We start from the raw sequence: 24,629 nt of genomic DNA on the forward strand, positions 1-24,629 counted from the left end.
TATGTTACAGGTTAATGATTTAAATCAGTATTACGGTGGTAGCCATATTCTGCGCGGCCTCTCTTTTGACACCACGCCGGGTGAAATTACCTGCCTGTTAGGGCGCAACGGCGTGGGGAAAACCACGCTGCTGAAGTGCCTGATGGGGCTGATTCCGGCGAAGTCCGGCACTATCCACTGGCAGGGCAAGCTGATTAACGCCAGCAAGCCGCACCAGCGGGTGCAGCAGGGCATTGCCTACGTACCGCAGGGGCGGGAAATCTTTCCGCGCCTGACGGTCGAAGAGAACCTGCTGATGGGGCTGTCGCGCTTTTCTGGTCGCGACGCGAAAAGTGTGCCGGAGGATATTTACGACCTGTTTCCCGTTCTGCGCGAAATGAAAGGGCGGCGAGGCGGCGATCTCTCCGGTGGGCAGCAGCAACAGCTGGCGATTGGGCGAGCATTGGCCTGCAAACCTCAGTTGTTGATTCTGGATGAACCGACCGAAGGCATTCAGCCATCGGTGATCAAAGAGATTGGCGCAGTGATCCGCAGCCTTGCCAACCGCGGCGATATGGCAATTTTGCTGGTGGAGCAGTTTTACGATTTTGCCGCGGAGCTGGCGGATCAGTATCTGGTGATGTCGCGCGGCACCATCATTGCGCGCGGGCGCGGGGATGAAATGGAAGCGCAGGGCGTCAGGCAGTTAGTGGCTATTTAAAGTTTCTCGCAAATTGCCATGTTCAGCTTCACGAACGCATCCCACTCAATGACGTCCTGTAAATGAGCGCGGTAGTAATCTTCCACGCGGCATACCAGCGGACGAGTCTCGTAGATGGCGCAGAGGTGCGTCTCTTCGACAAAGTGGCGGCAAACCCCATCCCCGCGATCGAGAAATGTGGTTTGCTCGCTGGCATGAACCCTGCGGCAACATTTGCCGCAGGCGTTGCAGGGAAACGGCGAAAGCGTCACGCGTAGGCCTTCAGCTCTGAGGCAAGCTGCTGGGCGGCGAGCACGGCGTCGCCGATGGCTCGATCTTGTTGGCTGGCGATATCACGCGAAGCGTTGAGCTCCTCCAGTAGCGTTTTAAACCAGGGATCGAACGAGCTGTTCATTTGCTTGATGGCTGAAGATTCAAACTGTGCCGCCGTGGTGCGGGCAAAATCTTCAACCTCCTGCTGATAGCGTTCCCATTCGCGTCGATACTGCTCGCTCTGCTCACGCGCTCTTTTAGTTTCGCTATCCTCAGCGAAAATATCCCAGAGTGAGCTGATCACGGTGACCGCAGGCCCGACATAAGGAATCCATTTGCCAATGACGGCTGCGCCCCATTTTTCCATGGTTTTGGTCCCAATGCCTTTCATCAGTGATGGGGCCCACTCTTTTACCAGCTTCAGGCCTGATACGATGTGTTCCGGTTTGGCCAGCGATCCCAGCGTTGTGACCGCATTGCTGACCATATCGGCGTTTATGGCGCTGGACTTATCCGCATTTTCAGCCTCCTGGTGGACCTGCTCTTCCGGCATGTGCGGAACATCCTGATGCGTTTTCGACTGCGCCCAGATAACCGTTTCGAGATGATCCAGATCGTGCTTGAAGCGCGTCACCAGATACTCGACCTCTTGTCGTTGTAACGTGTCAATGCGCTCGCAGGCCTGATTGAATATGGCTTCAATCTTATCTTGCGGATTTCCCGCTCCCTGACGCAGGGCGGCCTTGCTGCCGTAGTACATCTCTTCGCTCTGGCGCTTGATTTCAGCCATCAGGTTCTTTTTACACGCGTATTGCTGCTCCACGATACTTTTGATTAAGGCATCAAAGCTGCGCACGGTTTCGCTAGTGGTTTGTTTATCAAGTGATTGGAGCGCGCTGTCCAGAAACTGGTATAGCGTGCTGGCCAGGCGGCGGTTGATATGCTGCGTATCGATCCCGGCAACAAATGTCGCCAGTGCCGTTTCAAAGGCAGGAAATTCGCTCACCTGGAGTAATCCCGGTTTGTTGGCAAGCTTTGCCTTGAGCGCCATTTCTGCATTCACGCGCAGGATTGGAATATCATGCAAGATTTCCTGCATACCGCGTGCTTCCGCTAACGTTTGCAGACGGATACGGATATCATTTTTGAGCCGCGTCAGGGCCTCAATATCCATATTATCTTTGTCGTTCAGTACCAGAAACAGCTTCTTTTTGGCCTGTAAGATATCGACTAATACCTGAAGGGTTTTCTCTTCTTCCGCGGCCCCTGAGGGGTTGACGACGAAAATAATCGCATCGGCAGCGAGCATTTGCTCGCGTGTCACTTGTTCATGCGCCAAGGGCGCGTCAACGCCTGGAGTGTCTAAAATCCGGGTATTACCCCAGGAGTATGCATCGACGCTGTCGGTGAGTGGAATATCGCCGGTTTTCGCTACGTTATCGCCGATAAGCGCATTGATGAGCGTGCTTTTACCTGCGTTGTAAACGCCATACACCATAATGCTGGCATCCGGCTGGCGACGTTTGTCATCAAACTGACGCTGTACGGTGGCAAAACCGGCGGCCATCGCGGGATGCTGGTTAACCAGCTCAACGGTGCGGTCATAGGCGCTGAATAGTGCAGGGGTGGTGATTTCCATAGCGTTAACCCTCTTCGCTGATTAATTTATCTTTTGCGTTTTTCTGGAGTTTTTCCAGCGCGGCCTTAAAACTGCTGATTTCACCATTGATCGCTGTGCAGGCGTCACCCATGTCGATGAGTAGCGTGCTGAGTAGTGTATTAACGCGATGTTCGATCTCTTTACCAACGACGCCGTTATACAGATGTTGAATCTGGACATGCAGATCGTTCAGGTTATCGCCGACGGCAATCTCAATTGAACGCATGCTGACTCTGGCGTTGCTTCCCGCCGCTGCGCCTAGCGCTCCTCCAAGGCTTGCCCCGGCAACGGTGCCCAGCGGGCCGAGAAGGCTACCGGCAAGGCCGCCGAGTGCTGCGCCAATGCCGCTTCGGCGGCCCCGGGTGCTTTTGATGTAGCCATCCGGAATGTTCTCGGTGACCGTCTGGACGGAAAACTCAGGCAGTTTGAGTTCAGATGCGGTCCAGGTCGCGATGACTTTCGATTTAAAGTTGGTCATCACATCGCTTAAAATGCGATCCAGCGCTTGCGTAATTAGCGTCTCCGCGTCTTCATCCCACGTCTTTTTGGCTGCTGTCAGCACGTTGTTGATGTGATCTCTGTTATCGCGATGTGCGGTCAGCGCATCGAATTGTGCCTGAATATTCCTGCGCATCGTGGATTGTGCTTCAAGAATGGCCGGTCGCATTTGTAGGTCGGTTCGGCTTTTCATCTCAGCAACAAGCTGGGTGAATTCGCCCGTCAACGTGCGGTACTGTTCAACCTCTGTAATGCAACCGTTGAGGAAGTGGGTGAAGTTGCGGATCGGCACGGCCCGCTTCATCCTTACCCCTTTCTCTTGAGAAATACGGTGCAGGGTGGAGAACAGTTGTCCCATGCCGCTTTCGCGAATGCTGGCGGCATCATTCGCGTTATGCTCGGCATAGCGTGCAGACACTGAGAGAATTTCGACGTTGTCAGCGTCCAGTTCGGCAGCAATAAGTTCTTTTTTGACGTATTCACGTTGCAGTTGGCGATCGTTCGCCGATTTCATGATCAGACGGTCGAGAAATACATCATTTTCCTCATCCCAGTCGTGCTCTTTTTTGTCGCTACCGGTCAGTAACAGCATGATATTTTTTTCTTTGCTACACAGCGTGCGGATCTCTGCCAGATCGCTCGCCCGGCCGGGCGCGTCGGATTTCATCGTATAGAGGATGAGATCCGCATGATCGGCATGTTCTCTGGCGAGATCGCCGTTTTGCATGCGTACGGAGTGCAGGCCCGGCGAATCGACCCAGGTCAGCCCCGGTAGACGGAAGCTCTGGATCGAGCTGGTGGCTTCCGTGGCACCTACGCGAAATTTCTCCCGACGTTCGGCTTCATGGTGAGCATCGCCATTTTCCGCGTCAGAGTTTTCGTAAGATTTATACTCCAGAGCGCTCTGACCATGCTGCTGCTGTTGTTCGGTGGGATCGGTGTATCCCCAGGCCATATAGTTGCCCAGTGAGCTTTTGCCTGATTTGACCTTGCCGTATACGTAGACCAATAAAGAGTCTTCGAAATTTTTGCGGAAACTCAGCCCCTTATCCTGGCTTTCGAGTTTGGCTTTCCATGCGCTATCTTGCTTTTCCAGTCCGGTGATGAACTCCGTGAGCGACTGGCTCAGCGGGCTGTTTTTTGGCAGCTTTACGCGTGCTTCAGCCAATTGGCCGGAGAGGTTGTGTTTGAATTGCTGGTAGCGGCTTGCGAATTCGCGATCCAATATTTTCGCCTCTTCCAGGGAAGAGTTGAACTGATTTTGCAGCTGTTGAAAAGAGGCGAGGAGTTCCTCGCGTAGCATCTCGTTGTGCATGTTTTTATCCCTGCTCGCTTAGCTTGTGAGTTTCTGGAGGCGTGCTTCCAGTTTGCGGCGATACTGCTGCAATTCATCAAGCTGCTGCTGGCCCAGGGCGCAGGCGCTAACTTTCTCACGTAGGTTAGCCGTCATACTGAGCTTAACGTCGTAGCAGGCTTCAAACTCGTTCAGGTTTTCGCGCGTTTTTTCATAAAGCAGGGACAGCTGCTGAGCATCGGTGAAATACTCGGGGACAATGCGCTTATACTGCGTTCCGGTCTCGAGGATTTTCGCTTTAAACGGCGGCTGGCTCTGGTACTCGGCATTAAACCAGCCGGACAACAGCTGTTGAAAATCAGCCGATCGCTTTTCACCTTCGTTCAGCAGGGTTTCTTTTATCGATTGGCGCTGTTCGTTGACTTCGCGCTCTCGTCGTTCGCGTTCGGCCCGTTCTCTGCGACGGCGTTCTTCATCATCGCCATTGTTATTTGAGCTGCTGTCATCGCCGGATGACGCGATAATTGCACCAATGCCGAGGACGGCAGCGCCAATTAACCAGGGTAATGCCATGTGTTTTCTCCTTACGCTGCCGGGAATTTACTGAGCTGAGTAGCCATTAAGTTGCGAAAGTCATTCATTGCCAGGTCGAATGGCTCAAGCCCAATGCGGATGGTTTTTTGCGTTTGCAGTCGCTGTTTACGAATGGCGTGTTGGGCGCTGGCTATCTCCTCAAGCACGTTCTCTATCGCCAGGCGTTGGCGTTCCTGCTTAACGGCGCGGGCATCGCGATTCAGCGTTTGTAGCGTCTTCGTCAAATCACCGAGGTGGCTGGCGCGCACCAGGCCTTCTTTCTTCTGCGTCATTCCCGCATGGAAGCGAGAACCGGAAAGGGCGTAGCAGCGGGGGTTGAATCCCAGGCTATCACGACACTGTTCGAGCATACGCTGCCTGATCTCTTCAATCTTCTCAGGCGTTTCAACATCCGATTTGCTAAGAACCAGAATGATATTTTGTTCGGCATACTGGCCAAACGATGCTTTAATTTCGCGAAGAAAATCGATTTCAATTTTCTCCAGCTCCCCCTGCGGCTGATGAACAAACAGGACGATATCCGCTTTTGCCGCGCCCTCTCCGGCAATCAGGTCGTCGTTGCTATTTGCATCCAATCCGGGAGTGTCGAGAAATATAAAATCCGGGGTTTCGAACGCTTTCAATTCCGCCGTTTCGCGGATGTCATTTGTCCGAAAACACTCGGTCTGGAGATGATCGGTTAACATATTTAAAAGATAGCTTTTGCCCGCATTCATTAAGCCCCAGGCGACAACCACGGGTTTACCCGCAGTCATATTCTGGGCGAGTAAAGCATCTGCTTTATGTAACAGCTGTGTGTGTAGAGACTGCGTTGAATCAACCATAAATTCATTTCTCATTCGGTTAAAAGGCGATTAAGAAGAAATCTCGGAAACGTTAGTCATGTCGGCCGAGGCGATACGCGAGTGAAAGTCTTCAACAAAATCGTCTTTAAGCGCGGTAGGTGCCGCAATGTGGATATCCGGCATCCAATAGCGTAGCCAGCGAAATAGGGTATGTTTATCGTTAACGACGCAGGTGATATTCAGACTGTTATCCGGGTGCTTTTCAACAATGCGTTGCTCGGGGAACAGGGGGCGGCGCGTGACAAACTGCGCGGCGTGGGCAGAGACCCACAGCGTCGCCTCGATACCTTGGCCAAAGCGAATGCCGCTTGCGCTATTGAGCTCAGCCATAATGTTATCGGTTGGGGTAAAGCTCGTCTCTGACAGGGAAAAGCCGCCAATACTAGCCAGTTCAAAGGCTTTAAGTCGTCCGTCATCAACGCCAGCCAGATACCACAAACCATAGTGATTAATGAGTTTATACGGCTGAACGCAGCGTGGTTTCTCACGGTAGCGGAAGGTGACGATACGTCGTGCGGTGATGGCGTTATCGAGATTATCGAACAGTGCGCTGAGCGAGTGATTATCCCTGCTCTTCACCCCAACGATTTCTATATTATCCGATTTTTTCATTCGGTTAAGGAGCGACTTTCCATCGGTGTGCGGGAAAATCTGCGATACGCCTGCGAAGTGCGCAAATTCCTTCAGATGACCGGAATGCAGCGAGGGAATAAGGTGGCTGCTGAGCTTAAAGCGCCCGTTGCCAATATCATCCAGCAGCGGTGAGAGCCTGGCTAAATCCCGATAAGCGGTGCGTTCGGCAATATCAAAACGCGAACAGAGCCAGTCTTTATCAATAATCGAACCCTGATAAAGCGCGCTAAACGTTTCACATACTCTTTCTATGAGTAACCTATTTTTTTTCCCGGAGCTCTTTTTCATTATGATCCTGAAAAGTGTGATTCAGAAAATCATTACGCAGGCGGTCCTGCCCGCGCCCTTTTTTACTCGCCCTTTAAACATAATTAACGGCCAGAACCCCCAAAACTTAAGAGCAAAACGGTGTTCTTTTATGGAGCGATATAACGAGGGTAGAGCAGAACTCTGACAGGTTGTGACAGTGGGAAAAAATTCAGGCGTTAAGTGGCAAAAGACAGAACACCTCGGTGATAGCTGAAGTGGCGAGGGAGAGGAAGCTGCATAATGTGTAATGTCGGCCTCTCTCCCGCAAGGGAGAGAGGCCGAGCAATGTGGTTGGGGCGGAATCAGGTGATATTCAGCGAATAGACGGCAGGCACGGCCCCCGCCGATTTCACCAGCTCAAGGGTGATTTTTGACACCGCGCGCGGCGCTTCCAGCGTGTGCTGGCACAGCGAATGGTGGTTGTCCTTCACCTCGGCAATCAGCGTATCGTCAGCCCACAGGCGGTAGTGGGTGGTGCAGTGTGGCGTGACCGCTTCCGCGTGGCCCATCTGCACGGTTTCCATCGCGTTATCAAAGTCGTTATCCAGCATCAGCGTCAGCGATTGTAGGGGTTGTGGCGCATCCCACGTCCAGGTCAGACGCGGTGCAGCGTCGTCCAGTGCGGGAGCCCAGCCGTTAATCTGCTGTTCGGGGCGCAGGCGACCGTTGAGCAGGCTCTGTACGTCATAGCAGCGCAGCGGCGCGGCAAACTGAATTGCGGGCATAATCTGATGCGGACGGCGACGCGGTACCCAGAAATCAAACGCGTCGACGCCAAAATCGCCGTCCACCACCTGACGTGGATGTTTCGCCACGCGGGCGTTCTGGCTGTTGAACACCGTCATAATACCCGGCAGCGCCACATCGCTCAGCGCGATTTCGACGTGGCTATTGGGCGTGAAGGCGATAAAGACATAGCGATCGACATCGCTACGCCAGCCAAATTCCACGCTGTAGTCACCGGCTTCCTGCACCGTTAACGTCTGCTCGTCGAGCAGCGTATCGGCGCAGTAATTGGCGACTTTGTCGCTGGCAAGCAGGCTGATGCTGACCGGCTGCGTGCTGGCGGCGCGCAGGGTAAAGCGCATTGCCGGTAAGGATTCACCCGCTTTCACCGGCAGCAGCAGCGCCATGCGCTCATCCAGCGCCATCCAGCGACCGCTGGCGGGCAGGGCCGTCAGCGCCAGTTCGCTGCTGGCGCTCACCCGCGCGCCGCGCGCCGGATCATGCAGCTGCTGGCGTGGAATGTAGCAGCCGGTTTGCTGCAGGTGCTGCTGTAATTTGCCGATGTTCGCGCTTTCTGCCAGCTGCGGCGCACTCAACTGATGCTGATGGCACAGGGCGGCCGCACGGCCCACCACTTCGCCGAGCAGGCCGCAGGTGCACATCACGCGGGCGCTGCCGAAGGCAACGTGAGAAGCGGAAATCAGTCGTCCGGTGAGGAACAGGTTGTCCAGCGAGCGGCTGTAGAGGCTGCGGTACGGAATGGTGTAGGTGCCTTTGCTGTGGAACTGACGGCAGCCGTCGTGCTGGCTGTAAACGCCGTCCGCCGGATGCAGGTCGATGGACCAGCCGCCGTAGCCCACCGCATCGTAGTGGTCACGCTGCTCAATAATGTCCTGCTGGCACAGCAGATGATCGCCAATAAAGCGGCGGCTTTCGCGCTTGCCGGGAATCGAGCCAACCCATTCGATGGTCAGGTTTTCAGCTTCCGGGAATTCGCCGGAGTTCTTAATGTAGTCCCAGACGCCCCAGACGATTTTCCACAGCTCCCATTTGATCTGCTCGCTGTCATGCACGGTGTCGAGACGGCCGCCCCATTCCAGCCACCACAGATCGCAGCCGTTCAGCGTGGAGGTGAGTCGCTTGTAGCGCGGGATGGCTTCAATATCCTGCAACGCGAAAGAGGGCGGTACAAATTTTACCGGCTCGCTGCTTTTGCGGGTGTAGAAATAGATTGAGTGGCCGAGCTTGTGACCGAAGTTATCGCCGGGAGCCATTTTTTCGCCCAGCTCTTCGGCGTCTTCTGCACCAACGCGGTACTCAGCGCCCGCCAGATGCCCGAGCACGCCGTCGCCGGTGGCATCGCAGAACTGCGCAGCCTGAATATGGTAGAAGGTTTCGTTAACCGCGTTAAAGCCGGTGGCTTCGGTGATGCGCAGGCCTTCGCGTTCCACCGCGTAAATGGCGGTGTTGAGCAACAGGGTGAGGTTCTTTTCGCGCTGCGCCAGATCCAGCAGCAGCAGGTCGAACATCATCGGGTTGCCTTCTTTATTGCGCCACAGGTTCTCTTCGAGGATCTCACCCATGATGCCGCCTTCGCGCGACCAGCGATTGTTGTTACCCATGTGCGAGGTGGCACCGTTGGCCCATAAGCGTACTTCGCTGGAGGCGTTGCCGCCTAAGACGGGACGGTCCTGCACCAGCACGACCTGTAAACCGTCGCGGGCGGCGGCCAGCGCGGCGCACAGTCCCGCCAGCCCGCCGCCGGCGACCAGCAGATCGGTACGCAGGGTCTGATGCGGAAAATCACGTTGATGGGTTTGCTGGAAAATTTGCATAAATTGTAATTCCTGCCTTTCTGGCGATAAAATAATAGTCTTTAAAAAAACGGGATCCCGCTATGTCGTCTCAACCTAATCAAAGCCTTATCGACGGCATTCGCTGCCTGCAATATCTGGTTTCCAGCGATCGGGCTATCGGTTGTCGCGAACTGGCGCGGCTGATGGGGATCAACCCCACCCGCGTGAACCGTCTGCTGATGACCATGGCGGCCATTGGCCTGACCACCCAGGACGCGCAGCGCCGCTACCTGCCGGGCCCCGGCATTCACGCGCTGGCCGCCCAGGCGATCCGTGGTTCAACGTTGTTCTCAAAGGCCCTCCCGCTGCTGGAAACCTACGCCCCGAAAGATATCGTGGTGGCGATGGGCGTCCTGTGGGAGGACCAGGTTATCTATATTTTCCACTCACGCCCGGGGAGCCATATCAGCCAGGCGCTGGCGGGTTTTCACATGATGCCGGCCTGTCAGTCGGTCATCGGGATTGCGCTGCTCGCCGCCGAAGAGGACGAGGTACTGGCTCAGCGCTTCAGCGCCGAAGAGATGACGCGCATCGCGCCGTTTCTTCAACAGCAGCGCCAGCTGGGCCATGTGGTCTGGCCACACGAGGACGGCGAACTCTCCCTCGCGCAGCCGATTCAGTTCGGCTCACATAAGGCGGCGCTGGCCTTTGCCGGCATGTATCACGCCACCCCGGAGCAGACCGCCGCGCGGCTGGCCGAGCTCATTACGCTTTGCGACCGGTTGACGGCATAGTTTTGTCGCCGTCGAGGTCAATCTTGCCGACCACGAACAGATAAGAGCCGATCCCCAGACAGGCCAGTACGGCGATGAAGCCGAGCGCTGGCGCGAAGTTGTGGCCGTCGATCAGCGCGCCGATGGCGATTGGCACGACGATGGAAGAGAGCGCGCCGGTAAAGTTGAACACCCCGCCCGCCAGACCAATCAGATGACGCGGTGCCAGTGCGGTCACAAATACCCAGGTAATCGTTGCCAGGCCGTTGCCGAAGAAGGCGATGGACATAAACAGGATGATAAGCGTCGGGTCATCGGTGTAGTTGGCGCCAAGGATAAACAGCGTCAGCGCCATGCCGAGGATCACCGGCGCTTTACGCGCAAAGCTGGTGGAGACGCCGCGACGAATCAGGCGGTCCGATACAAACCCGGCCAGCAATACGCCGACGAAAGCGGCAAGGTAAGGGACAGAGGCGACGTAGCCGGACTTAATAAAATCCATATGGCGGTACTGCACCAGATAGGTCGGGAACCAGGTCAGGAAGAACCAGAAGGTGGCTGAAATCGTGAACTGACCGAAGTAGATGCCAATCAGCTTGCGGCTTTTGAACATCAGCCCCAGATCCTGCCAGCTGAACGGACGTTTAGCGGCATTCTCGCGGCTCTCCATCACCGCGCCGCCTTTACGCAGATGATCCAGCTCGGCTTTCGATACGGTTTTGTGATCCAGCGGATCGCGATATACGCAGTACCACAGCACGCCCCAAATCATCCCCACCACGCCGGTAATCAAGAACAGCCCGCGCCAGCCGAACAGATCCTGAACGTGGAAAAGTACCGGCGTCATCAGCGCCATGCCGACAAACTGTGCGGACGAGTAGATACCGATTGCCGTTGCGCGCTCCTGCTCCGGGAACCAGCTTGAGATCACGCGGTTGTTTGACGGCATCACCGGTGCTTCAAAGGCCCCCACGCCTAAACGCAGGCCAACCAGCGAGCCAAAGCTGTTGGCGATGGCATGCAGCGCGGTAATCAACGACCAGATAAACAGCCCCACGCCGTACACCAGACGCGAACCGAGTCGGTCAATCAGAAAGCCGCCGGGGATCTGTAAAGCGGCATAGATCCAGCCAAATGCAGAGAAAATCAGCCCCATTTGCAGCGGGGTAAACTGCAGCTCGCCGGACATTTGGGTTGCCGCAACGGACAGGTTTGTTCTATCCATGTAATTGATAATTATATTAATAAACACCAGGCCTAGTACAAAGAAGCGTACTCGTCCGGTCGAGCGGGCGGCAGATCCTGTTATCGGTTGTTCTGACATAGAGGTGTTCTCATGGTTTGAGGATGTTAAAGGTACGAGACGTCATATCATTGCTGTTAGTGTTTCTTTTATAGAAACAGTTGGCGTGATGCAAAGTGGGATGTGGAGAAGTGTGATCTGCCTTGGATTTGTACAGGAATAAAACCGGTTTCAGGATTTGGGGGAGGGATGTGGGGTGGAGTGTATCCCCCTCACCCCGCAGGGGAGAGGGGACTGAATGTGCGGGTGGAGACTGTGGTACTCAAATGTCCCCTCTCCCTTTCAGGAAGAGGGCCGGGGCGAGGGTGTGCGTGCCGCCCTCTCACATTCAGATAAACTCAGCCGCGCGGAATTTCGCCAGTGCGTCCTGTTTCTGCTCCGCCGTCATAGGGCGCAGCGGACGACGCGGGTCGCCAACATCAATGCCGTGCAGCTGCATAACCAGCTTGCCGGCCGCCACGCCGCCGTACTGCACCAGGACACGAATAATGGCGATCACTTTGTCCATGCAGGCCGCGACGTCCTGGTGGTTGCCCTGATTAAAGCTGTCGATCAGGCGGTGATACAGCGGCGCGGCGTAGTTGTAGGTGCTGCCAACCGCGCCGATCGCGCCGCAGGCCAGCCCGGCCGGTAAAAACTCATCCACGCCGAAGGGAATATCAAACTGGCCGTTGTTGACGCGCAGGCAGCGCTGAAATTCATACATGTCGCTGGAGTTAAACTTCATACCGGACAGGTTCGGGATTTTATCTGCCGCCGCGATCAGGAACTGCTCCATATCCAGGTTCAGACCCGACATCCCCGAGTGATAGTAGTAGAAGCCTTTTGACGGCGCAGCGGCGGCGTTGAGCCGGCAGTACTCGACTAAATCGTCGACGCTGGACGGTTTGAAGAAACATGGGCCAATGACTGAAGTCGCGAAAATATCTAACGTCTCGGCGTGGCGGCTCAGCTCAAGGGAGTCGGCGATGCTCAGCGCCCCGGTATGCAACGTAATGCTTAGCTTACCGTGGCTGGCTGCCACCCAACGTTCGGCAATTTTTTTACGCTCCGCAACGGAACAATGAATGCCCTCACCGGTGGTGCCAAGCACGTACACGCCCTTTACGCCCTGGCCAATAAGATGCTCGGCAATCTGGTCGATGACCGGATAGTTCACTTCACCGTGGGCGTCGAAAGGGGTATGCGGTGCAGCGATAAGACCTGTTAGCTTTTCCATGTAAACCTCAATTGGTGTTTTTCTTCTTAAATAAAAGTTAAATGAAGCATAACTCCAATTTGCGATGAAATGATACCCACGACGAAAAGCGAGAGTATCAGAGTGTGATCGATAGCACTAAATCAAGCCTGACGGGGAACCGTTAACGCATCCATGGTGCGCAGTTTGTTGGCTTTAGCCTGTTCCGGATCTTTCTGCACCAGCAGGGTGTAGATCAGATCCAGCACAAACAGCTGTGCGGTCTTTGTCCCTATCGAGTCGCCCTGCAATCGCCCCTGTCGATTACCATTAATCAGAGTAAAATCAGCCACTTTACTTAACGGTGAGCCGAGATTGTGGGTGAGAGCAACGGTGGTGGCGCCCGCTTCTTTCGCCAGATGCAGCGCGTGGGTGGTTTCCGGTGAATGGCCGGAATGGCTGATGCCGACCGCCACATCGCCTGGCTTAAGCAGGGAGGCCTGCATATACATAAAGTGATTATTGGTCAGGGCGTCTACCCGCAGACCAATGCGCATCAGCTTGTGCTTCATTTCTTCAGCGGTGATGCCCGAGGCACCCACGCCGAAGATATAGGCGCTGTTACAGGCGTACAGTGCGTCGACGACCTGTTCAACCTGGTGCATGTCCAGCAGGTTGAGCGTCTCAGAGAGCACGTTGGCGATGACGCCCTGTAGCTTCAGGCCAATCGTATGGGCATCGTCATTTTCCACCACTTCAGCGTCCAGCAGCGTGCTGCTGTCGTCGCTATCGACCATCGCCAGCTCAATGGCGAGCTCCATTTTGAAATTCTGAAAACCCTTGTAGCCCAGCTGGCGACAAAAGCGAATGACCGAGGCTTCTCCGGCGTTAATTTCCTGCGAAAGATCGGCGATAGAAAGCTGTGTCACTCGGTGTGGGGAGGTCATGATGTAGTGGGCAATGCGCTGCCCGACGCGGGTCAGACTGCTCTGCATGGCTCCCAGAGTATCAAGTATTTTTCCGGCCTTAACCGGTGAATTCGGACTCTCCATTGCTTCCTGCTCTTCGCGCTGACGGTGGATGTTCATGATGGGGCAGCGTCTGCGGTCAGGCAAGAAAATCGGCGTAAAAACCGCGTAATTGCCGCCATTTTGCGCGTGCGGCTGGCCGTGTGGGCTAATGCTGTGACTCAGATCCCTTTTTTAAACTTCCTGACGCTTACCTCTATGACGTTGTTCACAGATTTCATGCAGGCTTCTTGTGGTGCTTTGCTTCTTATAAATAAATTAAATGGAGTTTTACTTCATCTGGGGGCGAGACGCCCTCTCCTTAGGCACATAGGTAGTGGAATTTGCTCATCACAGGAGAGCAACATGAGTGGAATTACAAAGGCCATTCCATGGTACAAACACCTTAATAAATCCCAGTGGCGGGCTTTTTCAGCCGCATGGCTTGGCTATTTGCTTGATGGTTTTGACTTTGTCTTAATTGCCCTGGTGTTAACCGAGGTTCAAAGTGAGTTTCAGCTCACTACCGTCCAGGCGGCGAGTATTATTTCCGCCGCGTTTATTTCTCGCTGGTTCGGCGGCCTGCTGTTAGGGGCGATGGGCGATCGCTATGGCCGACGCCTGGCGATGGTGACCAGCATCATTCTCTTCTCGGTGGGGACGCTGGCCTGCGGGTTGGCGCCGGGCTACACCTCCATGTTTATCGCCCGTATGGTGATCGGCATGGGGATGGCGGGCGAGTACGGCTCCAGTGCGACCTACGTGATTGAAAGCTGGCCAAAACAGCTGCGCAATAAGGCCAGCGGTTTCCTGATCTCCGGCTTCTCAGTAGGGGCGGTTGTCGCCGCGCAGGTCTACAGCCTGATTGTCCCCGTGTGGGGCTGGCGTGCGCTGTTTTTCATCGGCATTCTGCCCATCATTTTCGCCCTGTGGTTGCGTAAAAATATTCCTGAAACGCAGGACTGGAAAGAGCGCAAGGCCAATAAGACTCCGGTGCGTACCATGGTCGATATTCTGTATCGCGGCAGGCTGCGGGCGCTGAATGTGCTGATGACCTGCCTGGCCGCTGCGGCGCTGTGGTTCTGCTTTGCCGGAAACCTGCATAACCCGGCCATTATCCTGCTGCTGGCGCTGCTGTGTGCGGCGATCTTTATCAGCTTTATGGTGCAAAGCAGCGGCAAGCGTTGGCCAACGGGCGTCATGCTGATGGTGGTCGTGCTGTTCGCCTTCCTCTATTCGTGGCCTATTCAGGCGCTGCTGCCAACCTATCTGAAAAGCGAACTTGGCTACAACCCGGCGACCGTTGCGCAGGTGCTGTTCTTCAGCGGCTTCGGCGCGGCGGTGGGCTGCATCGTCGGCGGTTTCCTCGGCGACTGGCTGGGGACACGTAAAGCCTATGTGTGCAGCCTGCTGGCGTCTCAGTTACTGATTATTCCCGTATTTGCCATCGGCGGCTCCAGCATCTGGGGGCTGGGGATCCTGCTGTTCTTCCAGCAGATGCTGGGGCAGGGGATTGCCGGGATTCTGCCGAAGCTTATCGGCGGGTATTTCGATACAGACCAGCGAGCGGCAGGTCTGGGCTTTACCTACAACGTGGGGGCGCTGGGCGGCGCGGCGGCACCGGTCATCGGTGCACTGGTTGCGCAGCATCTGAGCCTGGGCAGTGCGCTGGGTTCGCTCTCCTTCGGCCTGACGTTTGTCGTGATTCTGCTCATCGGCCTGGATATGCCCTCCCGCGTACAGCGCTGGATCCGTCCGGAAGCGCTGCGCACCCATGATGCTATCGACGGCAAGCCGTTCAGCGGCGCGTTGACGCGGCATGCAGAGAAATCGGTTCCGGCGTGCGGTAAGCATTAATTAAAGGCGCCCGGACGCGCCGGGCGCACAATGAAGTTAAGGATGTACTTATGTCGTTGTTAGAAAATCTGGATGCAAACATTCAACAGCACGGTGGACTGATCGTCTCCTGCCAGCCGGTGCCCGGTAGCCCGTTAGATAAACCGGAAATCGTTGCCGCCATGGCGCTGGCGGCGGTGCAGGCGGGAGCCGTGGCGGTGCGCATTGAAGGGATCAATAACCTACAGGCCACGCGGCCGCTCATCGACGTCCCCATTATTGGCATTATCAAGCGCGATCTTGCCGATTCCGCGGTGCGTATCACGCCCTACCTTGAGGATGTCGATGCGCTAGCGCAGGCCGGTGCCGACATTATCGCTTTCGACGGCACCGAGCGCCCGCGCCCGGTGGCGGTAGCGGAGCTGATTGCCCGCATTCATCACCATCAGCGTCTGGCCATGGCGGACTGTTCGTCGATCCAGGACGCCGCGGCCTGCCATGAACTGGGCGCGGATATTCTGGGAACGACGCTATCGGGCTATACCACCGACGAGGTGCCGCAGGCGCCGGATCTGGCGCTGGTGGCGGCACTGAGCCACAAAGGCTTCCGGGTGATAGCCGAAGGGCGATACAACTCGCCAGCGCAGGCCGCTCAGGCGATGCAGCACGGTGCCTGGGCTGTCACCGTAGGGTCGGCCATTACCCGCCTTGAGCATATCTGCCAGTGGTATCGCGAGGCGATAACCGGAGAGCGCGTATGACGACGCTGGCGATTGATATCGGCGGCACCAAACTTGCTGCAGGGCTGATTAATGCTCAACGGCAGGTGCTTGCACGCCGAGAACTGCCGACGCCCGCTAGCCAGACGCCTACCGCGCTGCGCGAGGCGCTGCATGCGCTGATTATGCCGCTTATCGGTCGTGCGCAGCGCGTGGCGGTGGCTTCTACGGGCATTATTCGCAGCGGACTGTTAACGGCGCTTAACCCGGATAATCTGGGGGGGCTGGCGCAGTTTCCGCTGGTGGATACCCTCACCGCGCTAACCGGGCTACCGTGTCTGGCGGTGAACGATGCGCAGGCGGCGGCGTGGGCCGAGTATCGCGCGCTGCCGGTTACCGTTCGCGATATGGCGTTTATCACGGTGTCAACCGGCGTCGGCGGCGGCATTATCGGCAACGGTAAGCTGATAACCGGCCATCAGGGGCTCGCCGGGCATATTGGGCATACGCTGGCGGACCCGCACGGGCCGCTGTGTGGTTGTGGCCGACGCGGTTGCGTTGAGGCGATAGCTTCCGGTCGTGGCATTGCCGCTCAGGCCGAGGATGACCTGCTTGGCCTGGATGCGCGGGCGATTTATGCGCAGCATCTGAGCGGGCACCCGCAGGCAACACGCCTGATTACGGGCTCGGCACGAACCCTGGCCCGTCTGATTGCTGACCTGAAAGCCAGCTATGACTGCCAATGTGTGGTGCTGGGTGGCAGCGTCGGCCTGGCGGAGGGTTACTTATCCCTGGTGACCGGCTTTCTGGCGCAGGAACCGTCCCCCTTTCACACGGCCGTGGTGGCCGCACATCACCGGCATGACGCGGGCCTGCTTGGCGCCGCGCTGTTGGCAGAAGAGGAAGCATAATGATTATTGGTGATAGCCGTTACCCGGATTGCGCCGGGCTACCCTCCGCTCTACACACGGCTCTGACGCTGGCTTTACAGGCGCAGCCACAGCAGCGTGAGCCGGGCCGTTACCCTTTGCAGGGAGACGATATTTATATGAACGTTATGCAGTTTATGACCCAGCCAGCGGCGGAGAAACGGGCCGAGCTGCACGCGGAATTTATCGATATACAAATCCTGCTGGTGGGGGAGGAGCGCATTGATTTTGGCGTGGCCGACAGCGCAAGGGAATGTGATGTGTGGCATACGGACGAGGATTATCAGCTGTGCGACGCCATTGATAACCCGCAGTCGGTAACGTTACGTGCCGGTATGTTCGCCGTGTTTCTCCCCGGCGAGCCGCATAAGCCGGGGATACTCACTGACCACCGCCGCGAGCTGAAAAAAGCGGTCGTGAAGGTCAAAAAAAGTTTGCTGATGCCGTAACCGCGGGCCCGGCTTAGCAGGCCGGGCTTACTTCTTGCTGCGGCTGCGGCGATTTCAGCAGCGCCCACAGAATGACGGCGCCAATGACGTCAAAGGCCGCCAGCACCGCAAACAGCGGGCTAAAGCCCAGAGTATCGGCCAGCGCGCCGACGACCAGCGCGAACAGCGTGCTCGCGGTCCAGGCGGCCATCCCGGTGAAGCCGTTGGCCGTCGCCACTTCGTTGGCGTCGAACAGATCGGCTGAAAGGGTGATCAGCGCGCCGGAAAGCGACTGGTGGGCAAAACCGCCGACGCACAGTAGCGCAATCGCAACGAACGGGCTACTGAACAGCCCGACCATTCCCGGCAGAATCATCAGCGCCGCCCCCATCGTCACCACCAGCTTACGCGACACCACAATATTGACCCCGAAGGCGCGCTGGAAAATCCCCGGTAAGTAGCCACCAATGACGCAGCCCATGTCGGCGAACAGCATGGGGATCCACGCGAACATGGCGATATCCTTCAGATCAAAACCGTAGGTGTGCACCATAAACAACGGGATCCATGCGTTGAAGGTCCCCCATGCCGGCTCGGCAAGAAAGCGGGGAAGCGCAATACCCCAGAATTTGCGCTGGCGTAGCAGCTGGCCGATATGCACTTTATCTACCGTTTTTTTCTCCGGCTGACCGGCGGTGATGTAGTTGTACTCTTCTTTGCTCAGGCTTTTACATTGGCCCGGGCGGTTATACACCAGATACCACCCCAGCGCCCAAATCACGCTGGCAATACCGACGATGATAAAGGCCAGACGCCAGCTGTGAATATAAATAGCCCATGCGACCATCGGCGGCGCAATGATCGCCCCCATTGAGGAGCCGACGTTGAAATAGCCGACGGCGACGGAACGTTCGCCGTCCGGAAACCACTCGGTGACGGATTTCAGCCCGGCGGGGATCATCGCGCTTTCGGCAAAACCGCCCAGACCACGACACAGGGCCAGACCCTGCCAGCTGCTGGTGAAAGCCGCGCCGATGCAGAAAATACCCCACATCGCGCCGAACAGGGTGTAGCCCACTTTGGTGCCAAGCGTATCAAGGACATAGCCAGCAACCGGTTGAGCAATGGTGTAGCAGGCGGAAAAGGTCGCCACAATCCATGAGTACTGTTGGGTGGTGATGTGCAGATTGTCCTGCAACGTGGGCGCGGCGGCCGAAATCGTGTTGCGGGTTAAGTAGCATAAAATGGTGCCAAGGGTGACAAGAGCCACCATAAACCAGCGCGTATGACCAGTAGTGCGCATAAAACTTTCCTCTAATTCTTAGAATGGAAGTGGCCTGCGTAACAGGCGCAACGGCGGTCATACAGAGAGAAGATCAATCGTGCTGCCGGGTGGTGCTGCGGCGGCAAACTGCGGTCCTTTTATGAAATAGAGTGAATCCGTGTCACATTTTTTTCGAATACTAAACTCATGTTTCATAATTTTTTGTGATCTAATTCAAAATTATTAAGATGGTGTACCACTTAAGTGTCATGAAGGTGAGCGCACGGACATGCGCCCTCGAGGCGGGAATGTCTGCCTGAATGGCTGTAAAAACAGGCAGAGAATAGGTTATTTATCGAGCGCGATAAAATCGTGCAGCAGCGCCGTCAACTGTTTCATTTTCTCGGGGGTAAACGTCTGCTCAATTTGCAGGTAGGCCTCTTCCACCTTTGCCTGCGCGCGTTCATACAGCGCATACCCTTCTTTGGTTAACGAGACGTATAGCTTGCGCTGATCGTTAACCGGCTTCAAGCGCAGAACCAGACCATCACGCTCCATGCGGGTCAAAATACCGGTCAGGCTCGGGCGTAAAATGCAGGTCGCAGCGGCCAGATCGTGAAAATCCATCGAGGGGTTATCGACCAGCACGCGGACAATTCGCCACTGCTGCTCCGTCAGGCCGTGCTGCTTCACAATCGGGCGGAAGTAACCCATTGCGACCTCGCGCGCCTGCATCAGGGCGATGGTTAAAGAATCGTGCATTATGCCTCCTCGCACACCTCATCATTAATATATGAACAATAAAGCAATGTTGCTTTTATCAGCAGCGCATTTTCTCTGAAAGCCGCGCTTAGATCAATGGTGTTTTTGTAATGCACTGTTATATAAGGTTTATATTTTTATTTTGTAAAATTATTGTTAATGTCATCACAAAAAAATCACTTGTGTTTGCTAAATGAACAGAGGAGGCATAAAACAGATCATTAACATATTAATGAAATAAGCACTGTCGCTAAGGAGCTGTAAATGAAAGGTACCGTTTTCGCCGTGGCGCTCAACCACCGTAGCCAGCTGGATGCCTGGCGCGAAGCCTTTGAGCAGGCCCCCTATAACGCACCGCCGAAAACGGCAGTCTGGTTTATTAAGCCGCACAATACCGTCACCTGTAGCGGTGAGCCGATTCCTTTTCCGGCCGGCGAGACGGTGTTAAGCGGCGCGACGGTGACGCTGGTGGTGGGTAAAGTCGCCAGTAAAGTGTCAGTTGACGACGCGGCGCAGTTCATCGCGGGTTATGCGCTGGCCAACGAAGTCAGTCTGCCAGAGGAGAGCTTCTATCGCCCGGCAATTAAGGCCAAATGCCGCGACGGCTTCTGCCCGCTGGGCGAGGTGGTGAATGTCGACAGCGTTGATAACCTGACCATCGTGACCGAAATTAACGGCCGGCACGCCGACCAGTGGTACACCGCCGATCTCCAGCGCAGCGCCGCCGAACTGCTGAGCGCCCTGAGCGAATTTGCCACGCTCAACCCTGGCGATGCCATTCTGTTGGGAACTCCGCACCACCGCGTGGCGCTGCGTCCGGGCGACCGCGTACGCGTGCTGGCGGAGGGCTTCCCACCGCTGGAAAACCCGGTGGTTGATGATGCGGTGGCCAGGCCGGTAACGCGCCCCCACGAGCACGGCACGCTGTTCGCGCTGGGGCTGAACTACGCCGACCACGCCAGCGAGCTGGACTTTAAGCCGCCGGAAGAGCCGCTGGTATTTATCAAAGCGCCTAACACCGTGACCGGTGATAACCAAACCTCAGTACGTCCGAACAACGTGGAATATATGCACTACGAGTCGGAGCTGGTGGTGGTGATCGGCAAAACGGCGCGCAAGGTAGCCGAGGCCGATGCGATGGACTACGTCGCCGGCTACACCGTGTGTAACGACTATGCTGTGCGCGACTATCTGGAAAACTACTATCGCCCGAACCTGCGGGTGAAAAGCCGCGACGGTCTGACGCCCATTTCGCCCAATGTGGTGCCGAAAGCGGCCATTCCTGATCCGCATAACTTAACGCTGCGCACTTACGTTAACGGTGAACTGCGTCAGCAGGGCACCACGGCGGATCTGATCTTCAGCGTGCCGTTCCTGGTCTCTTATCTCAGCGAATTTATGACCCTGCAGCCGGGCGACATGATCGCCACCGGCACGCCGAAAGGGCTGTCCGACGTGGTGCCAGGCGACGAAGTGGTGGTGGAAGTTGAGGGTGTGGGTCGACTGGTAAACCGAATTGTCAGCGAGGAATCTGCAAAATGAAAAAGATTAACCATTGGATTAACGGCAAGAATGTTGCCAGCAAGGAGACTTTCCAGACCACCAATCCGGCTACCGGTGAGGTACTGGCTGAGGTCGCTTCCGGCGGCGAGTCGGAGATCAATCAGGCGGTGGCGGCAGCAAAAGAGGCGTTTCCGAAATGGGCTAACCTGCCGATGAAAGAGCGCGCGCGTCTGATGCGTCGCTTGGGAGATCTGATCGACCAGAACGTACCGGAAATTGCGGCGATGGAAACCGCCGATACCGGTCTGCCGATTCACCAGACCAAAAACGTGCTGATCCCGCGCGCGTCGCACAACTTTGAGTTCTTTGCCGAAGTGTGCCAGCAGATGAACGGTAAAACCTACCCGGTCGACGACAAGATGCTCAACTACACGCTGGTACAACCGGTGGGCGTGTGCGCGCTGGTGTCGCCGTGGAATGTGCCGTTTATGACCGCCACCTGGAAGGTGGCACCGTGCCTGGCGCTGGGCAATACCGCGGTGCTGAAAATGTCTGAGCTGTCGCCGCTCACGGCTGACCGTCTGGGCGAGCTGGCGCTGGAGGCGGGTATTCCGCCGGGCGTGCTGAACGTGGTGCAGGGCTACGGGGCAACCGCAGGCGATGCGCTGGTGCGCCATCACGATGTGCGTGCGGTGTCGTTTACCGGCGGCACCGCCACCGGGCGCAACATCATGAAAAATGCCGGGCTGAAGAAATACTCGGTGGAGCTGGGCGGTAAATCGCCGGTGCTGATTTTTGAAGATGCCGATATTGAACGGGCGCTGGACGCCGCGCTGTTCACTATCTTTTCGATCAACGGCGAACGCTGCACCGCGGGGTCACGCATCTTTATCCAGCAGAGCATCTACCCCGAATTCGTTAAACGCTTTGCCGAGCGCGCCAACCGTCTGCGCGTCGGCGACCCGACCGACCCGAATACTCAGGTCGGGGCGCTGATTAGCAAGGCACACTGGGAAAAAGTCTCCGGCTATATCCGCCTCGGCATCGAAGAGGGCGCGACCCTGCTGGCCGGTGGCCCGGAAAAACCGAGCGACCTGCCTGCGCATCTTAAGCACGGCAACTTCCTGCGCCCAACGGTGCTGGCGGACGTCGATAACCGCATGCGCGTAGCGCAGGAAGAGATCTTCGGCCCGGTAGCCTGCCTGCTGCCGTTCAAAGACGAAGCGGAAGGGCTGCGTCTGGCCAACGACATAGAGTACGGCCTGGCCTCGTATATCTGGACCCAGGATGTCAGCAAAGTACTGCGTCTGGCGCGCGGCATTGAGGCGGGAATGGTGTTCGTTAACACCCAGAACGTGCGCGATCTGCGCCAGCCGTTCGGCGGCGTGAAGGCTTCTGGCACCGGGCGTGAAGGCGGTGAGTACAGCTTTGAAGTGTTCGCCGAGATGAAAAACGTCTGCATCTCGATGGGCGACCACCCGATTCCGAAATGGGGAGTGTGATATGGGCAAGTTAGCGTTAGCAGCAAAAATTACCCACGTACCGTCTATGTATCTCTCAGAAATTCCGGGGAAAAATTTTGGCTGCCGCCAGGCGGCGATTGACGGGCACAAAGAGATTGGCAAGCGCTGTCGTGAAATGGGCGTCGATACGATTATCGTGTTTGATACCCATTGGTTGGTGAACAGTGCCTACCACATTAACTGCGCGGATCATTTTAAGGGTGTTTATACCAGCAACGAGCTGCCGCACTTTATCCGTGACATGACCTACGACTATGACGGCAACCCTGAGCTGGGCCGCCTGATCGCCGACGAAGCCGTTGCGCTGGGTGTGCGTGCCAAAGCGCACAACATTCCCAGCCTGAAGCTGGAGTACGGCACGCTGGTGCCGATGCGTTACATGAACGCGGACAAGCACTTCAAGGTGGTGTCGATCTCCGCGTTTTGTACCGTGCACGATTTTGCCGACAGCCGCCGTTTGGGTGAGGCCATTTTAAAGGCCATCGACAAATACGAAGGCACCGTGGCGGTATTTGCCAGCGGTTCACTGTCGCACCGCTTTATCGACGACCAGCGCGCGGAAGAGGGGATGAACAGCTACACCCGCGAGTTCGACCATCAGATGGACGAGCGCGTGGTCAAGCTGTGGCGCGAGGGCAACTTCAAAGCGTTTTGCACCATGCTGCCGGAGTATGCCGACTACTGCTACGGCGAAGGCAACATGCACGACACCGTGATGCTGCTGGGAATGCTGGGCTGGGATCAATATGACGGTAAGGTGGAGTTTATTACCGATCTGTTTGCCAGTTCCGGTACCGGCCAGGTCAACGCCGTCTTCCCGCTGCCAGCCTGAGGAGTAACCATGCCGCACTTTATTGCTGAATGCACCGACAACATCCGCGAACAGGCCGACTTACCGGGTCTGTTTAGCAAGGTTAACGAGACGCTGGCCGCGACCGGGATTTTCCCGCTCGGCGGCATCCGCAGCCGCGCGCTGTGGCTGGATACCTGGCAGATGGCTGACGGCAAGCAGGATTACGCGTTTGTGCATATGACGCTGAAAATCGGCGCCGGCCGCAGTCTGGAGAGCCGCCAGGAAGTGGGGGAGATGCTGTTCGGGCTGATTAAAACCCACTTCGCCGCGTTGATGGACAGCCGCTATCTGGCGCTGTCGTTTGAGATAGACGAACTGCACCCAACGCTCAATTACAAACAGAACAACGTGCACGCGTTGTTTAAATAAAACATTGGCACGGTCAGTCCCCTCGCCCCTTTGGGAGAGGGAGAAAACACAGCCACAGGAATCACTATGCTCGATAAACACACTCATACCCTGATTGCCCAGCGCCTCAATCAGGCCGAAAAACAGCGTGAGCAGATCCGTGCCGTCTCGCTGGATTACCCGGACATCACCCTTGAAGATGCCTATGCCGTCCAGCGCGAATGGGTCGCGATGAAGATTGCCGAAGGCAGGACGCTAAAAGGCCACAAAATCGGCCTGACCTCAAAAGCGATGCAGGCCAGCTCGCAGATTAGCGAACCGGACTACGGCGCGCTGCTTGACGACATGTTCTTCCACGACGGCAGCGATATTCCGACCGACCGTTTTATCGTGCCGCGCATTGAAGTGGAACTGGCGTTCGTGCTGGCCAAACCGCTGCGCGGACCAAACTGCACGCTGTTTGATGTGTATAACGCCACCGACTACGTGATCCCGGCGCTGGAGCTGATTGACGCGCGCTGCCACAACGTCGATCCGGAAACCCAGCGCCCGCGTAAGGTGTTCGACACCATCTCCGATAACGCGGCTAACGCGGGTGTGATCCTCGGCGGCCGCCCGATTAAGCCAGATGAACTGGACCTGCGCTGGATCTCCGCGCTGCTGTATCGCAACGGTGTGATAGAAGAAACCGGCGTGGCGGCGGGCGTACTGAACCACCCGGCCAACGGCGTGGCGTGGCTGGCAAATAAGCTGGCGCCGTACGACGTCCAGCTGGAAGCGGGGCAAATCATTCTGGGCGGATCGTTCACCCGCCCGGTGCCGGCGCGTAAGGGCGACACCTTCCACGTCGACTACGGCAACATGGGTGCGATCACCTGCCGGTTTGTATAAGGACAG

General features: G+C 56.5%; 23 protein-coding genes. 11 read left to right on the forward strand and 12 right to left on the reverse strand.

From position 1 onward, the window contains the following. Nucleotide 1: 1 nt before the first annotated feature. Entirely contained in the window at nucleotides 2-700 is a 699-nt protein-coding gene (gene urtE / locus H7R58_RS05140) for an urea ABC transporter ATP-binding subunit UrtE (protein WP_182934648.1), read from the forward strand. Here urtE and H7R58_RS05145 read toward each other — a convergent pair. The 7 genes from H7R58_RS05145 to H7R58_RS05175 all read right to left on the reverse strand — a co-directional run bounded on the left by H7R58_RS05145 (nucleotide 697) and on the right by H7R58_RS05175 (nucleotide 9,346). Next, nucleotides 697-951: a YkgJ family cysteine cluster protein gene (locus tag H7R58_RS05145; RefSeq protein WP_182934649.1), complete on the reverse strand. Its 255-nt coding sequence runs from the start codon at nucleotides 949-951 to the stop codon at nucleotides 697-699. The two genes, urtE and H7R58_RS05145, sit on opposite strands and share 4 nt — an antisense overlap. Continuing rightward, nucleotides 948-2,591, reverse strand: a complete 1,644-nt coding sequence (locus H7R58_RS05150) for a dynamin family protein (protein WP_182934650.1) — start codon at nucleotides 2,589-2,591, stop codon at nucleotides 948-950. Before H7R58_RS05150 ends, H7R58_RS05145 begins: the two co-directional genes overlap by 4 nt. Nucleotides 2,592-2,595: 4 nt before the next feature. Beyond that, nucleotides 2,596-4,425, reverse strand: coding sequence for a dynamin family protein (locus tag H7R58_RS05155; protein ID WP_182934651.1), 1,830 nt, complete (start codon nucleotides 4,423-4,425; stop codon nucleotides 2,596-2,598). A gap of 18 nt (nucleotides 4,426-4,443) precedes the next feature. Then, nucleotides 4,444-4,977 (reverse strand): hypothetical protein, encoded by a 534-nt coding sequence (locus tag H7R58_RS05160; RefSeq protein WP_182934652.1) that lies wholly within the window; start codon nucleotides 4,975-4,977, stop codon nucleotides 4,444-4,446. A gap of 11 nt (nucleotides 4,978-4,988) precedes the next feature. Further along, a complete protein-coding gene (locus tag H7R58_RS05165) occupies nucleotides 4,989-5,822 on the reverse strand; it encodes a GTPase (protein WP_182934653.1) in 834 nt (277 codons plus the stop codon). 30 nt (nucleotides 5,823-5,852) lie between these two features. Continuing rightward, a complete protein-coding gene (locus H7R58_RS05170) occupies nucleotides 5,853-6,764 on the reverse strand; it encodes a WYL domain-containing protein (RefSeq protein ID WP_182934654.1) in 912 nt (303 codons plus the stop codon). 323 nt (nucleotides 6,765-7,087) lie between these two features. Next, entirely contained in the window at nucleotides 7,088-9,346 is a 2,259-nt protein-coding gene (locus tag H7R58_RS05175; protein ID WP_182934655.1) for an FAD-dependent oxidoreductase, read from the reverse strand. Nucleotides 9,347-9,408: 62 nt separating this feature from the next. Between H7R58_RS05175 and H7R58_RS05180 the strand changes: the two genes are divergently transcribed. Next, nucleotides 9,409-10,101: an IclR family transcriptional regulator gene (locus H7R58_RS05180; protein ID WP_106928163.1), complete on the forward strand. Its 693-nt coding sequence runs from the start codon at nucleotides 9,409-9,411 to the stop codon at nucleotides 10,099-10,101. On the opposite strand, the gene H7R58_RS05185 is transcribed toward H7R58_RS05180, so the two are convergent. The 3 genes from H7R58_RS05185 to H7R58_RS05195 all read right to left on the reverse strand — a co-directional run bounded on the left by H7R58_RS05185 (nucleotide 10,073) and on the right by H7R58_RS05195 (nucleotide 13,612). Next, nucleotides 10,073-11,404, reverse strand: coding sequence for an MFS transporter (locus H7R58_RS05185; RefSeq protein ID WP_106928161.1), 1,332 nt, complete (start codon nucleotides 11,402-11,404; stop codon nucleotides 10,073-10,075). The genes H7R58_RS05180 and H7R58_RS05185 overlap by 29 nt on opposite strands. 307 nt (nucleotides 11,405-11,711) lie before the next feature. Continuing rightward, on the reverse strand, nucleotides 11,712-12,602 hold the full coding sequence (locus H7R58_RS05190; protein ID WP_182934656.1) for a dihydrodipicolinate synthase family protein: 891 nt from the start codon (nucleotides 12,600-12,602) through the stop codon (nucleotides 11,712-11,714). 122 nt (nucleotides 12,603-12,724) lie between these two features. Beyond that, nucleotides 12,725-13,612, reverse strand: a complete 888-nt coding sequence (locus H7R58_RS05195; RefSeq protein ID WP_106928205.1) for a MurR/RpiR family transcriptional regulator — start codon at nucleotides 13,610-13,612, stop codon at nucleotides 12,725-12,727. Between the two features lie 321 nt (nucleotides 13,613-13,933). Here H7R58_RS05195 and H7R58_RS05200 point away from each other — a divergent pair, with 321 nt between their 5' ends. Genes H7R58_RS05200 through nanQ form a run of 4 tightly spaced genes read left to right on the forward strand, consistent with a single transcriptional unit; the run spans nucleotide 13,934 to nucleotide 17,500 of the window. Further along, nucleotides 13,934-15,424 (forward strand): MFS transporter, encoded by a 1,491-nt coding sequence (locus tag H7R58_RS05200; protein WP_182934657.1) that lies wholly within the window; start codon nucleotides 13,934-13,936, stop codon nucleotides 15,422-15,424. Nucleotides 15,425-15,474: 50 nt separating this feature from the next. Further along, nucleotides 15,475-16,164: an N-acetylmannosamine-6-phosphate 2-epimerase gene (locus H7R58_RS05205; protein WP_106928155.1), complete on the forward strand. Its 690-nt coding sequence runs from the start codon at nucleotides 15,475-15,477 to the stop codon at nucleotides 16,162-16,164. Beyond that, nucleotides 16,161-17,033 carry an N-acetylmannosamine kinase gene (gene nanK, locus H7R58_RS05210; RefSeq protein WP_182934658.1) on the forward strand — a complete coding sequence of 291 codons (873 nt, stop codon included), beginning with the start codon at nucleotides 16,161-16,163 and terminating at the stop codon, nucleotides 17,031-17,033. The genes H7R58_RS05205 and nanK overlap by 4 nt, the downstream gene beginning before the upstream one ends. Beyond that, a complete protein-coding gene (nanQ, locus tag H7R58_RS05215) occupies nucleotides 17,033-17,500 on the forward strand; it encodes an N-acetylneuraminate anomerase (RefSeq protein WP_106928151.1) in 468 nt (155 codons plus the stop codon). The genes nanK and nanQ overlap by 1 nt, the downstream gene beginning before the upstream one ends. A gap of 13 nt (nucleotides 17,501-17,513) precedes the next feature. On the opposite strand, the gene H7R58_RS05220 is transcribed toward nanQ, so the two are convergent. Together H7R58_RS05220 and hpaR are read right to left on the reverse strand one after the other, a co-directional pair. Beyond that, nucleotides 17,514-18,782 (reverse strand): MFS transporter, encoded by a 1,269-nt coding sequence (locus H7R58_RS05220; RefSeq protein ID WP_106928149.1) that lies wholly within the window; start codon nucleotides 18,780-18,782, stop codon nucleotides 17,514-17,516. A 309-nt stretch (nucleotides 18,783-19,091) separates the two neighbouring features. After that, nucleotides 19,092-19,505, reverse strand: a complete 414-nt coding sequence (gene hpaR, locus H7R58_RS05225; RefSeq protein WP_106928147.1) for a homoprotocatechuate degradation operon regulator HpaR — start codon at nucleotides 19,503-19,505, stop codon at nucleotides 19,092-19,094. Nucleotides 19,506-19,769: 264 nt separating this feature from the next. On the opposite strand from hpaR, the gene hpaG reads away from it, so the two are divergent. The 5 genes from hpaG (at nucleotide 19,770) to hpaH (ending at nucleotide 24,623) form a co-directional block, all read left to right on the forward strand. Next, nucleotides 19,770-21,047, forward strand: a complete 1,278-nt coding sequence (hpaG, locus tag H7R58_RS05230) for a 4-hydroxyphenylacetate degradation bifunctional isomerase/decarboxylase (RefSeq protein WP_182934659.1) — start codon at nucleotides 19,770-19,772, stop codon at nucleotides 21,045-21,047. After that, nucleotides 21,044-22,510, forward strand: coding sequence for a 5-carboxymethyl-2-hydroxymuconate semialdehyde dehydrogenase (gene hpaE / locus H7R58_RS05235; RefSeq protein ID WP_182934660.1), 1,467 nt, complete (start codon nucleotides 21,044-21,046; stop codon nucleotides 22,508-22,510). Before hpaG ends, hpaE begins: the two co-directional genes overlap by 4 nt. A gap of 1 nt (nucleotide 22,511) precedes the next feature. Beyond that, on the forward strand, nucleotides 22,512-23,363 hold the full coding sequence (gene hpaD, locus H7R58_RS05240) for a 3,4-dihydroxyphenylacetate 2,3-dioxygenase (RefSeq protein ID WP_182934661.1): 852 nt from the start codon (nucleotides 22,512-22,514) through the stop codon (nucleotides 23,361-23,363). 9 nt (nucleotides 23,364-23,372) lie between these two features. Next, a complete protein-coding gene (locus tag H7R58_RS05245; RefSeq protein ID WP_106928139.1) occupies nucleotides 23,373-23,753 on the forward strand; it encodes a 5-carboxymethyl-2-hydroxymuconate Delta-isomerase in 381 nt (126 codons plus the stop codon). A gap of 66 nt (nucleotides 23,754-23,819) precedes the next feature. Next, the gene (gene hpaH / locus H7R58_RS05250; protein ID WP_106928137.1) at nucleotides 23,820-24,623 is read left to right on the forward strand and encodes a 2-oxo-hept-4-ene-1,7-dioate hydratase; all 804 of its coding nucleotides are present in this window, start codon (nucleotides 23,820-23,822) and stop codon (nucleotides 24,621-24,623) included. Nucleotides 24,624-24,629 lie beyond the last annotated feature (6 nt).

Origin of the sequence: Klebsiella sp. WP4-W18-ESBL-05, assembly GCF_014169075.1 — a bacterium.
GTDB lineage: Bacteria > Pseudomonadota > Gammaproteobacteria > Enterobacterales > Enterobacteriaceae > Kluyvera > Kluyvera ascorbata_B.

Excerpts from the sequence above, each read along its gene's own strand:
- urtE (WP_182934648.1), top strand. The coding sequence starts at position 2 with ATGTTACAGGTTAATGATTTAAATCAGTATTACGGTGGTAGCCATATT.
- H7R58_RS05150 (WP_182934650.1), bottom strand. The coding sequence starts at position 2,591 with ATGGAAATCACCACCCCTGCACTATTCAGCGCCTATGACCGCACCGTT.
- H7R58_RS05155 (WP_182934651.1), bottom strand. The coding sequence starts at position 4,425 with ATGCACAACGAGATGCTACGCGAGGAACTCCTCGCCTCTTTTCAACAG.
- H7R58_RS05160 (WP_182934652.1), bottom strand. The coding sequence starts at position 4,977 with ATGGCATTACCCTGGTTAATTGGCGCTGCCGTCCTCGGCATTGGTGCA.
- H7R58_RS05165 (WP_182934653.1), bottom strand. The coding sequence starts at position 5,822 with ATGGTTGATTCAACGCAGTCTCTACACACACAGCTGTTACATAAAGCA.
- H7R58_RS05170 (WP_182934654.1), bottom strand. The coding sequence starts at position 6,764 with ATGAAAAAGAGCTCCGGGAAAAAAAATAGGTTACTCATAGAAAGAGTA.
- H7R58_RS05175 (WP_182934655.1), bottom strand. The coding sequence starts at position 9,346 with ATGCAAATTTTCCAGCAAACCCATCAACGTGATTTTCCGCATCAGACC.
- H7R58_RS05180 (WP_106928163.1), top strand. The coding sequence starts at position 9,409 with ATGTCGTCTCAACCTAATCAAAGCCTTATCGACGGCATTCGCTGCCTG.
- H7R58_RS05185 (WP_106928161.1), bottom strand. The coding sequence starts at position 11,404 with ATGTCAGAACAACCGATAACAGGATCTGCCGCCCGCTCGACCGGACGA.
- H7R58_RS05190 (WP_182934656.1), bottom strand. The coding sequence starts at position 12,602 with ATGGAAAAGCTAACAGGTCTTATCGCTGCACCGCATACCCCTTTCGAC.
- H7R58_RS05195 (WP_106928205.1), bottom strand. The coding sequence starts at position 13,612 with ATGGAGAGTCCGAATTCACCGGTTAAGGCCGGAAAAATACTTGATACT.
- H7R58_RS05200 (WP_182934657.1), top strand. The coding sequence starts at position 13,934 with ATGAGTGGAATTACAAAGGCCATTCCATGGTACAAACACCTTAATAAA.
- H7R58_RS05205 (WP_106928155.1), top strand. The coding sequence starts at position 15,475 with ATGTCGTTGTTAGAAAATCTGGATGCAAACATTCAACAGCACGGTGGA.
- nanK (WP_182934658.1), top strand. The coding sequence starts at position 16,161 with ATGACGACGCTGGCGATTGATATCGGCGGCACCAAACTTGCTGCAGGG.
- nanQ (WP_106928151.1), top strand. The coding sequence starts at position 17,033 with ATGATTATTGGTGATAGCCGTTACCCGGATTGCGCCGGGCTACCCTCC.
- H7R58_RS05220 (WP_106928149.1), bottom strand. The coding sequence starts at position 18,782 with ATGCGCACTACTGGTCATACGCGCTGGTTTATGGTGGCTCTTGTCACC.
- hpaR (WP_106928147.1), bottom strand. The coding sequence starts at position 19,505 with ATGCACGATTCTTTAACCATCGCCCTGATGCAGGCGCGCGAGGTCGCA.
- hpaG (WP_182934659.1), top strand. The coding sequence starts at position 19,770 with ATGAAAGGTACCGTTTTCGCCGTGGCGCTCAACCACCGTAGCCAGCTG.
- hpaE (WP_182934660.1), top strand. The coding sequence starts at position 21,044 with ATGAAAAAGATTAACCATTGGATTAACGGCAAGAATGTTGCCAGCAAG.
- hpaD (WP_182934661.1), top strand. The coding sequence starts at position 22,512 with ATGGGCAAGTTAGCGTTAGCAGCAAAAATTACCCACGTACCGTCTATG.
- H7R58_RS05245 (WP_106928139.1), top strand. The coding sequence starts at position 23,373 with ATGCCGCACTTTATTGCTGAATGCACCGACAACATCCGCGAACAGGCC.
- hpaH (WP_106928137.1), top strand. The coding sequence starts at position 23,820 with ATGCTCGATAAACACACTCATACCCTGATTGCCCAGCGCCTCAATCAG.